Genomic DNA, 13949 nt, shown 5'->3' with positions numbered 1-13949 from the left:
TCCCCACTCTTGTCGTTGCTATTAGTCATAAACATAACCGTTTGCCTATCCCTTATCGTAAGGGGGAAACGGTGTCCTGTCTTTCATGGGGCTCGTCCAGGAGTATTCAGAAGGGTCTTACTGCAGTTGCGCTTTAAGGCAGTGTTCTATGATGACTTTTATCCAATGATTAAAGGGCTTTTCTCAAAAAAGGCTAAAGAATCGAGTTGCCTTTCGGCAACTCTATAAAGCGAAGTTTCTTACAATAGATTGGCGCAAGTTAGTTATTGATAAACTTGCTGAGAAATTGCCGGGTACGTTCTTCCTTGGGGTTGGCAAACAGTGCCTTGGCTTCGCCTTGCTCGACGATTACGCCCTTGTCGAAAAAGATCACCCGGTTGGCCACGTCGCGAGCAAAGCTCATCTCGTGGGTGACGATGACCATGGTGCGTTTTTCTTCGGCCAGGCTGCGAATGGTCGCCAGCACTTCGCCCACCAACTCAGGGTCCAGGGCCGAGGTCGGTTCGTCGAACAGGATCACTTCCGGTTCCATCGCCAGGGCCCGGGCAATCGCTACCCGTTGCTGCTGGCCACCGGACAGGCGCCGAGGGTAGGCGTCTTCCTTGCCCGCCAGGCCAACCCTGGCCATCAGCTTGCGACCGAGGGCATCAGCGGCTTCCCGTGGCATCTTCTTGACCACTATCGGGCCTTCGATGACGTTTTCCAGCGCCGTGCGGTGAGGGAACAGGTTGAAGTTCTGGAACACAAAGCCCACGTGCTGGCGCAGGCGCCGCACCAGGCTCTGTTGCTGGTTGAGGGGGCGGCTGCCGTCGATCTGGATATCCCCGACCTTGATCCGGCCGCTGGTGGGTTCTTCGAGAAAATTCAGGCAGCGCAGAAAGGTGGTCTTGCCGGAACCGCTGGGGCCGATGATGGCGACGACTTCGCCCTCCTTGACCTCAAGGTCGATACCGTCAAGCACCACCTGACCCTTGAATTGTTTGGTCAGTTTTTCAACCACGATCATGCTTCAAGACTCCAAGTCATGCCGGTTGACCCGTGCTTCCAGGCGATTCTGCAGGTGTGCCAGGACACTTGCGAGTACCCAGTAGATCAAGGCGGCCGACAGATACATGGTGAAAATTTCGAAGGTGCGTGCAGAGACCAGTTGTGCCTGGCGAAACAGCTCGGGCACCTGGATGGTCGCGGCCAGGGCAGTGTCCTTGACCAGCGAAATAAAGCTGTTGCCCAGGGGCGGCAAGGCTGTTCGCATGGCCTGCGGCAGGATGGCCCGACGCAAGGTCTGCGCGCGGGTCATGCCGATACTGGCTGCCGCTTCCCACTGGCCACGCTCGATGGAACTGATCGCGGCACGCAGGATTTCACAGGCATAAGCGGCCATGTTCAGCGAGAAGCCGATCATTGCCGCCGGTATCGGGTCCAGCTCTATGCCCACTTGCGGTAAGCCGTAATAGATCAGGAACAGCTGCACCAGCAGCGGCGTGCCGCGAAAGAACGACACATAGACCCGGGCGATCCAGCTCAGCAGCTTGAAGCGCGACAGGCGCATCAAGGCCAGGGCGAACCCCAGCAGGGAGCCAAAAAACATCCCGCCCAAGCTAAGAATCACCGTGTAGTACGCGCCCTTGAGCAGAAAGGGCGCGGAGTCCAGCGCGAGTTGGAAACCTGCTTCCATTATTGAGTGACGTCAGCGTTGAAGTATTTCTCGGACAGCTTTTTCAAGGTGCCGTCAGCGCGCAGTTTGTTGATGGCCTTGTTAACGGCGGCCAGCAATTCAGGTTCGCCTTTGCGCAGTGCTACGCCGGCTTCCTGGCGAGAGAAGGGTTCGCCAGCGGCGGCGGTGTCCGGGGCTTTTTTCGACAGTTCAAGAGCGGCCAGACGGTCTACCAGAATCGCGTCGATACGACCGATGCGCAGGTCCTGGTATTTGGTCGGATCATCGTTATAGGTCTTGATGATGGCTTTCGGCGCGTTGTCCTTGAGCCATTGCTCGTAGTTGGTCCCCAGGCCTACACCGACTTTCTTGCCAGCCAGGTCGGCAACGGTCTTGATGGTGCCTTCATTCTTTTTCAGGGTCAGCGCTTGAATACCGGAAACGGTGTAGGGCTCGGAGAAGTCGTACTTCTTCTTGCGCTCTTCAGAGATGGTCACCTGGTTGATCACTGCGTCCAGGCGCTTGGATTCCAGCGCTGCGAGGATGCCGTCCCATGGGGTGGCTTGTAACTTGACCTCGACCCCCAGCTCCTTGGCGAGGGCTTGGGAAAACTCGGCCTCAAAACCCGTGAGCTTGCCGCTTTCATCGACGAAGCTGAACGGTGGGTAGGTGCCTTCCAGGCCGACCTTGATCACACCGGCCTTCTTGATGTTGTCCAACTGCTCGCCAGCAACCGCCTGGCCCAGCAACCCAGCCCCTAGGCCCAGCCCCAATGTGCCAACCAGTAACGTGCGACGGAATACAGAAATAGTCATGACAAGCCCCTGTGTTTTTTATGTTGAGCGAAGCAAGTGACAGCAGTAGTCGTATCCTGCCTTAAAGCGGCGTGTGCGTCTCGCAACACGTTCGCCTTTGGCGGGACTATAAATTGGGTTTTTAAGACTTGAAAATAATATAAATCACACCTGTTATTCTTTTTTGGAATATATGGCGAGGCTGTTCAGAACAGCGAGTCATAAGCAAACAACGCCGGAGCGCCGCCGGTGTGCAGGAAGATGATCGGGCCGTCCTCAAAGCGCTGGCGGCCAATGCCATCCAGCAACCCGGCCATGGCCTTGCCAGTGTAGACCGGGTCCAGCAACAGGCCTTCCTGGCTGGCCAGCAGCTTGATCGCCGCCAGGGTGCCGGCATTTGGCTCGCCGTAGCGGGGGGCGAAGTATTCGTCCCAGAGGATCACCTTGAAGCTGGCGGGAATCTCGACACCGAGTAACTCGGCAGTCCGTTCGGCCAAGCCTTGCACCTTGGGCCGCTGGGCCTCATCGGTGCGCGACACGGTCACACCAATCACCGGCAAATCCGGCAGCGTTTCACTCAAGGCCAGGGCCAGCCCGCTATGGGTGCCGGCGCTGCCCGAGGCGAGCACCACGGCGGCAAAGGTGATGCCGCTGTCTTCGATCTGCCTGGCCAGCTCCAGCCCGGCGCGCACGTAGCCCAGGGCACCGATGGCATTGGAGCCGCCGATGGGCACCTGATACGGTTTCTTGCCGTTGCTGCGCAGGCGCTCGGCGAGGGCGCTCAGTTGTTCGTCGGCGTTGTCCAGGTTCTCCACCAATTCAACTTTGGCGTCGAACAGCTCCAGCAACAGGCGGTTGCCGTTGCCCAGGTAGTTGGGGTCTTTGGTGCCGGTGGGGTTTTCCAGCAGGGCGACGCAGCCCAGGCCCAGCTTGGCCGCCAAGGCAGCGGTTTGGCGCACATGGTTGGACTGGATGGCGCCGGCGGTGATCAGGGTATCGGCGCCTTGGGCCAGGGCATCGGCCGCCAGGTATTCGAGTTTGCGCAGCTTGTTGCCGCCCATGGCCAGTGGCGTGGTGTCGTCGCGCTTGACGTAGATATCGCGGCCCAGCCAGGCCGATAACCGATCGAGTTTTTCCAGGGCAGTGGCGCCGCCCAGCAGTTCCAGACGATTAAAACGGTCGAGCTGTTGTTTGATCATGGCTACGCACGGGAGATAAAAGATGCAGCGACTATAGGCAGGCACTTTTCATCGGGCAACCGCCAATCGCTTATGTCGGTTGGTTATGTACTCGGCATGATTAGTTCTTAAGGCGGACCCTGTGGCATGTCGTAAGGTAGCGGTCATTTCAGCTTCAAGCGGCAAGCTTCAAGCTTCAAGTAAAAGCAGGCGGGTTCTTGCTTGCAGCTTCCCACTACCGAAGGTTCCACCATGAGCGAGCGTTCCAGTCATTGGCAATTACAGACCATCGTCAGCCAGTTGCGCAGCGCCCGGGACCAGTGGCGCACCCACAATGGCCGGGTCAGCGGCGAGCAGGGCGGGCGTGAACTGCCGTCGCGGGACGCTGTGGCGCAGATTCTTGAAGCGCTGTGCGGAGCACTATTCCCCATGCGTTTGGGGCCGGTGGACCTGCGCGAGGAAAGTGAAGACTTCTACGTCGGTCATACCCTCGATGTGGCGTTGAACGCCTTGCTCGCCCAGGCCCGCCTGGAGTTGCGCTATGCCGCACGACAAGGCGGTCAACAAGACCGCGAAATCGATGCCACCGCCATCCGATTGATCCAGGATTTTGCCCTGGCGCTGCCAGCTCTGCGCAGCCTGTTGGACACCGACGTGCTGGCCGCCTACCACGGCGACCCGGCCGCCCGCAGCGTCGACGAAGTGCTGCTGTGCTATCCGGGGATTCTGGCGGTGATCCACCATCGCCTGGCTCATCATCTGTACCGCGCCGGCTTGCCGCTGCTGGCACGGATCAGTGCGGAAATCGCCCACTCGGCCACCGGCATCGACATCCACCCCGGCGCGCAGATCGGTCCGAGCTTCTTTATCGACCACGGGACGGGAGTGGTGATTGGCGAGACGGCGATCATTGGCGAGCGGGTACGCATCTACCAGGCCGTAACCCTGGGGGCCAAGCGCTTCCCGGCGGACGAGGACGGGCAGTTGCAGAAAGGTCATCCGCGCCACCCGATTGTCGAGGACGACGTGGTGATCTACGCCGGGGCGACGATTCTGGGGCGGATCACCATCGGCAAGGGCTCGACCATCGGCGGCAACGTCTGGCTGACCCGCAGCGTGCCGGCGGGGGCCAACCTGACCCAGGCGAATTTGCAGCATGATGATGGGGCGCAGAAGTAGGTTTATTTAATGATCGCTCCCACGCAGAACGTTGGAGCGATCAGTTCCAAGTTTCTGCTGAACGTTTTGTCATCCCAATGCGTCATACCTTTCCTTGAACTACCGTAAGAAAGCACGACCGCCGGGCCTTGCGATTAGTCCAAAAACGGCTATCCATGTTTAACTTGTCTGTTCGTTCAAGTTAAACCGGTGGTTCGCTGCCCGCTCACAACAGGAGGCTTGCCTTTGCTGAGTCCGCTTTTTACAGCCACATCCAACACCCCTGAGGTGCGCCCTTCATGAGTGCATCGTCCACACCTTCCAGCGGTCTGATCCGCATGAATCCGCCGGTGTTTTACTTTGCCGCGAGTTTCATTTTGCTGTTCGGCCTGACCGTTATCGCTATTCCCGAGCAAGCTGGCGCCTGGCTGCTGGCCGCACAAAACTGGGCGGCCAATACGGTCGGCTGGTACTACATGCTGGCGATGACCCTGTATCTGGTCTTCGTGGTGGTCACCGCTCTATCTGGTTACGGCAAGATCAAGCTAGGTGCCGACCACGACGAGCCCGAATTCAGTTACCTGTCCTGGGCCGGCATGCTGTTCGCTGCCGGGATCAGCATCACGCTGTTTTTCTTCTGCGTCTCTGAGCCGTTGACCCACTTGGTGCAACCGCCCCAGGGCGAGGCCCTGAACGCAGACGCCGCACGCCAGGCCATGCAGATCCTGTTTCTGCACTGGGGTCTGCACGGCTGGGGTGTATTTGCCTTCGTCGGCATGGCCCTGGCGTATTTTGCCTACCGGCATAACCTGCCGCTGGCGTTGCGTTCGGCGCTGTACCCGCTGATCGGCAAACGTATCAACGGCCCCATCGGCTATGCGGTGGATGGCTTTGGCATCATCGCCACGGTGTTCGGCCTGGGTGCCGACATGGGCTTTGGCGTATTGCACCTCAACTCCGGGCTGGATTACCTGTTCGGCGTGGCCCATACCCAATGGATTCAAGTCGGCCTCATCACTTTGATGATGGGCGCAGCGATCCTGGTGGCGGTCTCTGGTGTCGACAAGGGCGTGCGGGTGATGTCCGACATCAATATGCTGCTGGCCTGCGCGCTGCTGCTGTTCGTGCTGTTCGCCGGGCCTACCCAGCACCTGCTCAACACCCTGATCCAGAATATCGGCGACTACCTCGGCGCCTTGCCGACCAAGAGTTTCGACCTCTACGCCTACGATAAACCCAGCGACTGGCTGGGTGGCTGGACTGTGTTCTATTGGGCCTGGTGGATCGCATGGTCGCCGTTTGTGGGCCTGTTTATCGCGCGTATTTCCCGGGGCCGCACCATCCGCGAATTCGTCTTCGGCGTGCTATTGATCCCGTTGGGCTTCACCCTGGCCTGGATGTCGATCTTCGGCAACAGCGCCATCGACCAAGTGCTCAACCATGGCCTGACCGCGTTGGGGCAGTCGGCTATTGATGATCCGTCGATGAGCCTCTACCTGCTGCTGGAAACCTACCCGTGGAGCAAGACGGTCATCGCGGTCACGGTGTTTATCAGCTTTGTGTTCTTCGTCACCTCTGCCGACTCCGGCACTGTGGTGCTGTCCACCCTGTCCTCCAAAGGTGGCACCGCCGATGAAGACGGGCCGAAATGGCTGCGGGTGTTCTGGGGCGCGATGACTGCGCTGGTGACCAGCGCCTTGCTGTTTGCCGGCAGTATCGATTCGCTGAAGTCAGCGGTAGTGCTGACGTCGTTGCCGTTCTCGATGATCCTGTTGCTGATGATGTGGGGGCTGCACAAGGCTTTCTACCTCGAATCCCAGAAGCAGATTGCGCAGCTGCATTCCCTGGCTCCGGTGTCGGGCTCACGCAAGGGGCGTGGCGGTTGGCGTCAGCGTTTGAGCCAGGCCGTGCACTTCCCGTCACGGGATGAGGTGTACCGCTTCCTCGAAACCACGGTGCGTCCGGCTATCGAAGAAGTGACTGCGGTGTTTGTCGAAAAAGGCCTGAACGTAGTCACCCAGCCCGACCCGGCCAACGACAGCGTCAGCCTGGAAATCGGTCACGGCGAGCAGCAGCCGTTTGTCTATCAGGTGCAGATGCGCGGCTATTTCACGCCGTCGTTTGCCCGGGGTGGCATGGCTTCCAAGGAGATCAACAACCGCCGCTACTACCGGGCGGAAGTGCACTTGAGTGAGGGCAGCCAGGATTACGACCTGGTGGGCTACACCAAGGAGCAGATCATCAACGACATCCTCGACCAGTACGAGCGCCACATGCAGTTCCTGCACATGGTTCGTTGAAGCTCAGGCCCTGATGAACAGGGCCAGTGCCACCAATGGCGTACCGAACACCACACTGCCGATCACCAGCTCTGACACCAGGGGCTGGCCGGCGGTGATCACGCCTATCGCGCCGTTGACCACCGATAAAACCAACCAAATCCCGACGAAGCTATAAGCCAGCATGTGCCGGCTGACGCCCAGTTTTTGGCCGATCAACAGCATCAGCGCCAGCAGGGCCAGGCCGAAGGTGATGACGAGTGTGGTGTGCATGATCGATATCTCTACATCCCTGAAGGCAGACGTTAGCGTAGCAGCGGTCGAGCAGAACGAGGCCGCGTCCGAGAACGGCTACCGAGAAGTATGAAAACCGCCTCTATGTGAGCTTCGTCGTACCACCCTGATAGGCCTTTGCTGTAGAAAGGATAGGTGCACTTAAGCGATTCAGCTGCCCTTAAAAGGCCTGGGAATATCGTTATTCCTGCGCCTTATATGCCCAGACCAGAGAGGATTCGATGACTTACATTGCTGCCGAAAACCGCTATGAATCTATTCCCTATCGCCGCGTGGGCCGCAGCGGGCTCGTGCTGCCAGCACTGTCCCTGGGGCTGTGGCACAACTTTGGCGACAGCACCCCCATCGATACCCAGCGCGCCTTGCTGCGTACGGCATTCGACCTGGGTATCAACCACTTCGACCTGGCCAACAACTATGGCCCGCCTTACGGCAGCGCCGAGATCAATTTCGGTCGCCTGCTGCGCGAAGACTTCAAGCACTACCGCGATGAACTGATCATCTCCAGCAAGGCCGGCTGGGATATGTGGCCCGGCCCTTACGGCCAGGGCGGTGGTTCGCGCAAATACGTGTTGGCGAGCCTGGATCAGAGCCTGCAACGCCTGGGTGTCGAGTACGTGGATATCTTCTATTCCCACCGCTTCGACGCCGACACCCCGCTGGAAGAAACGGCCAGCGCCCTCGCCACTGCCGTGCAACAAGGCAAGGCACTGTACATTGGTATCTCATCCTATTCGGGGGCAAAAACCCGGGAAATGGCGGCGCTACTCAAAGAGTGGAAAGTCCCGCTGCTGATCCACCAGCCGGCCTACAACCTGCTCAACCGTTGGGTGGAAAAGGACCTGTTGGACACCACCGACGAACTTGGCACCGGGGTGATTGCCTTCACGCCGCTGGCCCAGGGGCTGCTGACCGACAAATACCTCAATGGCGTACCGGCCGATGCGCGGGTGAATCGGCCGGGGGGAGGTTCGTTGCAGACTTCGCACCTGTCGGAGGCCAACATCGCCCACGTGCGAGCTCTCAATGAGATCGCCAAGCGTCGTGGGCAAAGCCTGGCGCAGTTGGCCTTGGCCTGGACCTTGCGCGATCCACGGGTGACCAGCGCCTTGATCGGTGCGAGCCGGCCAGAGCAGATCATTGAAAACGTCGGGGCGTTGAAGAACTTGAGCTTCACGGCGGATGAGCTGGCGGAAATTGATCGGTTTGCCCAGGAAGGCGGGATTAACTTGTGGGAGAAGCCGTCTACCGCTGAGTAAACGGTAGTGCTCAGTTGATAACTGATCGTTCCCGCACAGGGTGTGGGAACGATCAGCGCCTTAATCAGAACGGCACATCTCCCAAAATCGTCGCCCGATGCATCACCCGCCGTTGCGGCCGGTAATCGTCAACGGCGTAGTGTTGGGTCACGCGGTTGTCCCAGAAGGCCACGTCGTTTTTCTGCCAGCGCCAGCGGATGGTGAATTCCGGGCGGGTGGCGTGGGCGAACAGCAACTTGAGGATGGCTTCGCTTTCGGCGGGTTCAAGTTCGTTGATTTTGCTGGTGAAGCCGTCGCTGACGAACAGCGATTTGCGCCCGCTCACCGGGTGGGTGCGAATCACCGGATGGGACAGTGGCGGGTTTTTGCGCCGGGCTTCTTCCCTGCGGGCTAAATCTTCGGCGGTGTTGCCGTAACGCTCCAGGGGGAAGGACCGCGTGAAATCGTGAGTCGCGGTCAAACCGTTCAACAAACTTTTCATCGGCTTCGACAACGCGTCATAAGCGGCAATACCGCTGGCCCACAAGGTGTCTCCACCAAACTCCGGCAACAGCTTGGCGCTGAGCACCGCGCCCAGGGCCGGGGTCGGCAGGAAGGTCACGTCGGTGTGCCAGATGGCGTTGTCACGCACGTCGGTGACGGCGGTGTCGAGGATCAGTACTTCGGGCTGCTCCGGCACGTTGGGGTAAATCGGGTGAATGTGCAGGTCGCCGAAATTTGCCGCGAATCGTGCCTGTTGCTGGGGGGTGATTGGCTGGTCGCGAAAGAACAACACCGAATGCTTGAGCAACGCCTGTTCGATGGCGTCGCGTTGCTCCAGATTCAGTGGCTGAGTGATGTCGACGCCATTGATCTGGGCGCCAAGGGCGATGCTTAAGGGCGTTACGGTCAGGCTGCTCATGCTGTTCTCGAAAGTGTTGGGCGCCGAGGTGTCGGCGTAGTCAGTGCGGTTCTGTTCAGTGTGCCTGGCCGTGCCATGGCACCAGTTTGCGCTGCAGGGCGCGCAGGCCCATTTCCATGGCGAAGGCAATCAGGGCGATGACCAGGATGCCAAGCACCACCACGTCGGTGACCAGGAACTGCGCCGCCGACTGCACCATGAAACCCAGGCCGCTGGTGGCGGCGATCAGTTCGGCGGCTACCAGGGTTGACCAGCCGACACCCAAGCCAATCCGCACACCAGTGAGGATGTCCGGCAAGGCGCTGGGCAGGATCACGTGGCGAATCAGTTGTGCGCGGGTCGCGCCCAACGACTGTGCGGCGCGCAGCTTGGCCGGGTCGACGGTGCGCACGCCGGTGGCGGTGGCGATGGCAATCGGTGCGAAAATCGCCAGGTAGATCAGCAACACCTTGGACAGCTCGCCGATGCCGCACCAGATCACGATTAGCGGCAGATAGGCCAGCGGTGGAATCGGGCGGTAGAACTCGATCAGCGGGTCGAGAATGCCCCGGGCGATGCGGTTGGAACCGATGGCGATGCCTACCGGCACGGCGGTCAGTACGGCAAAACCCAGGCCCAGGCCGATACGGCCGAGGCTTGCGGCCAAGTGCTGCCACAAGGTGGAATCCATGTAGCCGCTGGTCGCCAGCAGCCAGCCCTTTTGCAGCACGGCAGAAGGCGGTGGCAAGAACAATGGTTCGATCATCCCGCTGGCGGTCACGGCCCACCAGATGGCCAGCAAGGCAACCAGGGTCAGCAGGCTGATCCAGCGCGTGCTCAAACTGCGGCGCACCGGCACGGTGGGCTGGGACGCTGGCTTGGTCGCCGTGGCCGGTAATTCATAACTGCTCATGCGGACACCTGCCGTTGGGAGAATACTTTGCCCAGGACGTGTTCGCGGGTTTCGATAAAGCGCGGGTCGGACTTGATCGCCCGTGCTGGTTCGCCAGCGGCGTAGCGCTGGCCGAAGTCCAGGCTCAGGCGTTCGACGATCTGGCCCGGATTGGGCGCCAGTAGAATCAGGTCAGTGGCGAGGAAGACGGCTTCTTCAATGTCATGGGTAATCAGGAACACTGGCTTGGCGGTGCGCTGCCAGACCTGCAGCAGCAACTCCTGCATCTGTTCGCGGGTGAAGGCATCAAGGGCGCCGAAAGGTTCGTCCATCAGCAACACGCGCGGGTCGGCGGCCAACGCACGGGCCAAACCGACACGCTGCCTCTGGCCGCCGGAAAGCTGCCAGATGCGTCGGCTGTCGAAACCGGCCAGGTCCACCAGGGCGAGCATTTCCCTGGCGCGGATTTCCCGCTTGGCTTTCGGTACGCCCGCCAGCTCAAGGCCGAAGCTGACATTGGCCAGCACGTCCTGCCAGGGCAGCAGGGCATCGTCCTGGAACACTACGCCACGTTCGGCGCTCGGCCCTTTTACAGGCACGCCATCAAGGGTGATGTGCCCGGCGCTGGGTTCGACGAAGCCGGCAATCAGGTTCAACAGCGAGGTCTTGCCACTGCCGGACGGGCCGAGGGCGACCAGCAATTGCTGGGGCCCAAGGCTTAGGGAAATATCAGCCAGCACAGGCTCTGTGGCGCCTGGGTACTGTGCGCTGATGCGCTCCAGTTGTAGCAAGGCCATCGCGATGTACTCCCGATCAGTTGGTGATGAACTTGGCGCTGACGTACGGCGCGTAGTCCGCCAGCACGGCTTCGACCTTGCCCTGCTCCTTGAGGAACGCGGCGGTGTCGGTGACGGCCTTGGTGGTCGGCGCACCCAGCAGCGTTACTTGATCAGCTGCCAGCGGGTAGACGTTGCCTTGCAGCAGCAGAGGAATGTCGCTGGCCTTGGCCCCGGAGAGCTTCACCAGTTTGTCGACGTTGCCTTTGTCGGCGAGCCAGGCTTGTGGGTCTTTGCGGTAGTCGGCGTAGGCATCGAGGGTGACTTTGGCGAATGCGCTGACGATCTCCGGGTGTTTCTCGGCGAAGTCTTTGCGCACGATCCAGGCATCGAAGGTCGGCGCACCGAACTTGGCCAGTTCGCCGGAGGTGATCAGCACCTTGCCGTTTTCCTTGGCCACGCCCAGGGCTGGGTCCCAAACGTAAGTGGCGTCGATATCACCGCGCTTCCAGGCGGCGACGATGGCCGGTGGTGCGAGGTTGAGAATGGTTACTTTTGATGGATCAATGTTCCAGTGCTTCAGCGCCGCCAGCAGGCTGTAATGGCCGGTGGAGACGAAAGGCACGGCGATTTTCTTGCCGATCAGATCCTGTGGGCTATTGATCCCGGAGCCGTTGCGGGCCACCAGGGCTTCAGCACCACCGATCTGGGTAGCGACGAGGAAGGTTTCCACCGGCACTTTGCGGGTGATGGCGGCGGTCAGCGGGCTGGAACCGAGGTAGCCGATCTGTACATCGCCGGACGCGATAGCGGCGATGATGTCGGAACCGTTGTCGAATTTGCGCCAGTCGATCTTGGCATTGGTGGCTTTTTCATAAGCGCCGTCGGCCTGGGCGACTTTCGCCGGGTCCACGGTGGTCTGGTAGGCGATAGTGACATCGGCGGCCTGGGCAAACAGGCTGGCGCCGGCCAGGGAAAAAGCCGCCAGGAGGCGTAGGGGGAAGTGCAGTTTCAAGGGGAAGCTCCTCATCAGGCGGCCGAGGGTCGGCGTTTGAGGAGACTAAATGATCTAAGAACCCGAAAATAAATAACATTTTCGAATTAGCTTATGAGGGGAAAATCCATTGCCGGGAGAACACCAAACCTGTGGCGAGGGAGCGAGCTCCCTCGCCACAGGTTATTCGTTGGCCGTTAATTAGTTACTGATCGCCAAAATACTCGCCTGGTACGACCCGACAAACACGTCGAAATCCCCCACTTCGTTTTGCTCAAGCTCCGCCTGTTGCGCCAGTGAACTGCGCGCCAGTTCCTCAAAACGCGCCTGTTCCTCAGCGGCCAGCGGCTCCTTGCGGAAGAACTCGGCATGCACCTGGCTCTGATGCAGGGAGAACTGCGCAAAACTTTCTTTGCGTTCACTCATCGCTGCCAGCACCTGGGCTGATGGCGTGAGGGACGGGTCCTTGATCTTCGCCAACTGGGCGTCCAGTGCCTGGCTGTGTTCAGTGCAACCGTGGCTCTGGTCCAGCAGCGTCGCGAGAGGAGCAATCTTCGCCAGCAACTCGGCGGCCCATTCCGTCATCTCCACCGATTCACCGCGACGCTGCAATTGCAGGCCCGGACGGCGGCCTTCCTTGACCACGCTGAGGAAGTTGGACGTGGCGTTGCCGCATTCGTTATCAGCAAACAGCGGGCTGTCGTTCAGCGCGCAATACAGCAGGAATGCGTCGAGGAAGCGCGACTCTTGCAAGTCGATGCCCATTGGCAGGAACGGGTTGATGTCCAGGCAGCGCACTTCGATGTACTGGATGCCACGGGCCACCAGCGCCTGGATCGGCCGTTCGCCGGTGTAGGTCACGCGCTTGGGGCGGATGTTGGAGTAGTACTCGTTTTCGATCTGCAGGATGTTGGTGTTGAGCTGTACCCACTCACCGTCCTTGTGGGTGCCGACTTCGACATACGGGGCGTAGGGGGTTGCCACCGCTTCGCGCAGGCTGTCGGTGTAGCTGTCCAGGTCGTTGTAGCAAGGCGTGAGACCCGCCTGGGCGTTGCTTTGGTAACCCAGGTCGCTCATGCGCAGGCTGGTGGCATAGGGCAGGTACAGGGTATCGGCGTCCAGTTGCTCCAGCTGATGGGAACGACCGCGCAGGAAGCCGGCATCCAGGGCTGGCGAGGCGCCAAACAGGTACATCAGCAGCCAGCTGTAGCGGCGGAAGTTGCGGATCAGTGCGATATAGGCCGTGGACTGATAGTCGCGGTCAGTACCGACAAAGCCTTCGGCTTCCTTGAGCAGTGGCCACAAATCTTCCGGCAGGGAGAAGTTGTAGTGGATGCCGGCGATGCATTGCATGGTCTTGCCGTAACGCAGGGCCAGGCCCTTGCGGTACACATACTTGAGCTGGCCGATGTTGGAGGTGCCGTAGTAGGCAATCGGAATATCTTCCTCGGCCGGCAATGGGCACGGCATCGATGGACTCCACAGGTACTCGTTGCCGAGCTTGCTGTAGGCAAAACGGTGAATCTTGTCGAGGCTGCTCAGGGTGTCTGCCGGGTTGGGCAGGGCCGGAGTGATGAACTCCAGCAGCGACTCGGAGTAATCGGTGGTGATCTGTTCATGGGTCAGTGCGGCGCCCAAGGCCTCGGGATGCGGCGTTTGCGCCAGCCGACCTTCATGGGTGACACGCAGGCATTCACGCTCGATGCCGTGCAGGCAATGCTCAAGCAAAGAGAGGTGGGCGCGCTCGCCGAGCAGAGCCAGGCGGCGGTTGAGAAGTTCGCTCAAGTTGGA

General features: G+C 60.1%; 13 protein-coding genes. 3 read left to right on the top strand and 10 right to left on the bottom strand.

The genetic code is table 11. The features are described 5' to 3' along the window. Positions 1-259: 259 nt before the first annotated feature. The 4 genes from tcyN to ACZRKZ_RS21100 form a co-directional block, all read right to left on the bottom strand. On the bottom strand, positions 260-1006 hold the full coding sequence (tcyN, locus tag ACZRKZ_RS21115) for an L-cystine ABC transporter ATP-binding protein TcyN (protein ID WP_463968921.1): 747 nt from the start codon (positions 1004-1006) through the stop codon (positions 260-262). A 3-nt stretch (positions 1007-1009) separates the two neighbouring features. Further along, positions 1010-1675, bottom strand: coding sequence for a cystine ABC transporter permease (tcyL, locus tag ACZRKZ_RS21110; protein ID WP_463968922.1), 666 nt, complete (start codon positions 1673-1675; stop codon positions 1010-1012). Then, positions 1675-2469, bottom strand: a complete 795-nt coding sequence (gene tcyJ, locus ACZRKZ_RS21105; RefSeq protein WP_463982632.1) for a cystine ABC transporter substrate-binding protein — start codon at positions 2467-2469, stop codon at positions 1675-1677. Before tcyJ ends, tcyL begins: the two co-directional genes overlap by 1 nt. 185 nt (positions 2470-2654) lie before the next feature. Then, positions 2655-3647 carry a D-cysteine desulfhydrase gene (locus ACZRKZ_RS21100; RefSeq protein WP_463982631.1) on the bottom strand — a complete coding sequence of 331 codons (993 nt, stop codon included), beginning with the start codon at positions 3645-3647 and terminating at the stop codon, positions 2655-2657. Positions 3648-3878: 231 nt separating this feature from the next. Here ACZRKZ_RS21100 and epsC point away from each other — a divergent pair, with 231 nt between their 5' ends. Further along, the gene (gene epsC, locus ACZRKZ_RS21095; protein WP_149413881.1) at positions 3879-4805 is read left to right on the top strand and encodes a serine O-acetyltransferase EpsC; all 927 of its coding nucleotides are present in this window, start codon (positions 3879-3881) and stop codon (positions 4803-4805) included. A 317-nt stretch (positions 4806-5122) separates the two neighbouring features. Beyond that, on the top strand, positions 5123-7084 hold the full coding sequence (gene betT / locus ACZRKZ_RS21090) for a choline transporter BetT (protein ID WP_463982638.1): 1962 nt from the start codon (positions 5123-5125) through the stop codon (positions 7082-7084). A 3-nt stretch (positions 7085-7087) separates the two neighbouring features. Here betT and ACZRKZ_RS21085 read toward each other — a convergent pair whose 3' ends face one another. Beyond that, positions 7088-7336 (bottom strand): hypothetical protein, encoded by a 249-nt coding sequence (locus ACZRKZ_RS21085; protein WP_149413879.1) that lies wholly within the window; start codon positions 7334-7336, stop codon positions 7088-7090. A gap of 242 nt (positions 7337-7578) precedes the next feature. On the opposite strand from ACZRKZ_RS21085, the gene mgrA reads away from it, so the two are divergent. Continuing rightward, on the top strand, positions 7579-8616 hold the full coding sequence (mgrA, locus tag ACZRKZ_RS21080) for an L-glyceraldehyde 3-phosphate reductase (RefSeq protein WP_463968924.1): 1038 nt from the start codon (positions 7579-7581) through the stop codon (positions 8614-8616). Between the two features lie 64 nt (positions 8617-8680). On the opposite strand, the gene tauD is transcribed toward mgrA, so the two are convergent. The 5 genes from tauD to gshA all read right to left on the bottom strand — a co-directional run bounded on the left by tauD (position 8681) and on the right by gshA (position 13943). Continuing rightward, positions 8681-9517 (bottom strand): taurine dioxygenase, encoded by an 837-nt coding sequence (gene tauD, locus ACZRKZ_RS21075; RefSeq protein ID WP_463982630.1) that lies wholly within the window; start codon positions 9515-9517, stop codon positions 8681-8683. 55 nt (positions 9518-9572) lie between these two features. After that, positions 9573-10409 carry a taurine ABC transporter permease TauC gene (tauC, locus tag ACZRKZ_RS21070; protein ID WP_463982629.1) on the bottom strand — a complete coding sequence of 279 codons (837 nt, stop codon included), beginning with the start codon at positions 10407-10409 and terminating at the stop codon, positions 9573-9575. After that, entirely contained in the window at positions 10406-11185 is a 780-nt protein-coding gene (gene tauB, locus ACZRKZ_RS21065) for a taurine ABC transporter ATP-binding subunit (protein ID WP_463982628.1), read from the bottom strand. The genes tauC and tauB overlap by 4 nt, the downstream gene beginning before the upstream one ends. Before the next feature lie 16 nt (positions 11186-11201). Then, positions 11202-12179: a taurine ABC transporter substrate-binding protein gene (gene tauA, locus ACZRKZ_RS21060; RefSeq protein WP_463982627.1), complete on the bottom strand. Its 978-nt coding sequence runs from the start codon at positions 12177-12179 to the stop codon at positions 11202-11204. A gap of 180 nt (positions 12180-12359) precedes the next feature. Then, entirely contained in the window at positions 12360-13943 is a 1584-nt protein-coding gene (gene gshA, locus ACZRKZ_RS21055; RefSeq protein ID WP_463982626.1) for a glutamate--cysteine ligase, read from the bottom strand. Positions 13944-13949: the final 6 nt, after the last annotated feature.

This window comes from Pseudomonas sp. c313 (genome assembly GCF_055407145.1).
The sequence above is the reverse complement of the archived record's forward strand: the minus strand, read 5'-3'. Positions and strand labels throughout refer to the sequence as shown.

What these genes read in the sequence shown, in the direction of transcription:
- tcyJ (WP_463982632.1), bottom strand. Translation starts at nt 2,469, where the DNA reads ATGACTATTTCTGTATTCCGTCGCACGTTACTGGTTGGCACATTGGGG.
- tauB (WP_463982628.1), bottom strand. Translation starts at nt 11,185, where the DNA reads ATGGCCTTGCTACAACTGGAGCGCATCAGCGCACAGTACCCAGGCGCC.
- tauC (WP_463982629.1), bottom strand. Translation starts at nt 10,409, where the DNA reads ATGAGCAGTTATGAATTACCGGCCACGGCGACCAAGCCAGCGTCCCAG.
- betT (WP_463982638.1), top strand. Translation starts at nt 5,123, where the DNA reads ATGAATCCGCCGGTGTTTTACTTTGCCGCGAGTTTCATTTTGCTGTTC.
- ACZRKZ_RS21085 (WP_149413879.1), bottom strand. Translation starts at nt 7,336, where the DNA reads ATGCACACCACACTCGTCATCACCTTCGGCCTGGCCCTGCTGGCGCTG.
- mgrA (WP_463968924.1), top strand. Translation starts at nt 7,579, where the DNA reads ATGACTTACATTGCTGCCGAAAACCGCTATGAATCTATTCCCTATCGC.
- ACZRKZ_RS21100 (WP_463982631.1), bottom strand. Translation starts at nt 3,647, where the DNA reads ATGATCAAACAACAGCTCGACCGTTTTAATCGTCTGGAACTGCTGGGC.
- tcyN (WP_463968921.1), bottom strand. Translation starts at nt 1,006, where the DNA reads ATGATCGTGGTTGAAAAACTGACCAAACAATTCAAGGGTCAGGTGGTG.
- tauD (WP_463982630.1), bottom strand. Translation starts at nt 9,517, where the DNA reads ATGAGCAGCCTGACCGTAACGCCCTTAAGCATCGCCCTTGGCGCCCAG.
- epsC (WP_149413881.1), top strand. Translation starts at nt 3,879, where the DNA reads ATGAGCGAGCGTTCCAGTCATTGGCAATTACAGACCATCGTCAGCCAG.
- tcyL (WP_463968922.1), bottom strand. Translation starts at nt 1,675, where the DNA reads ATGGAAGCAGGTTTCCAACTCGCGCTGGACTCCGCGCCCTTTCTGCTC.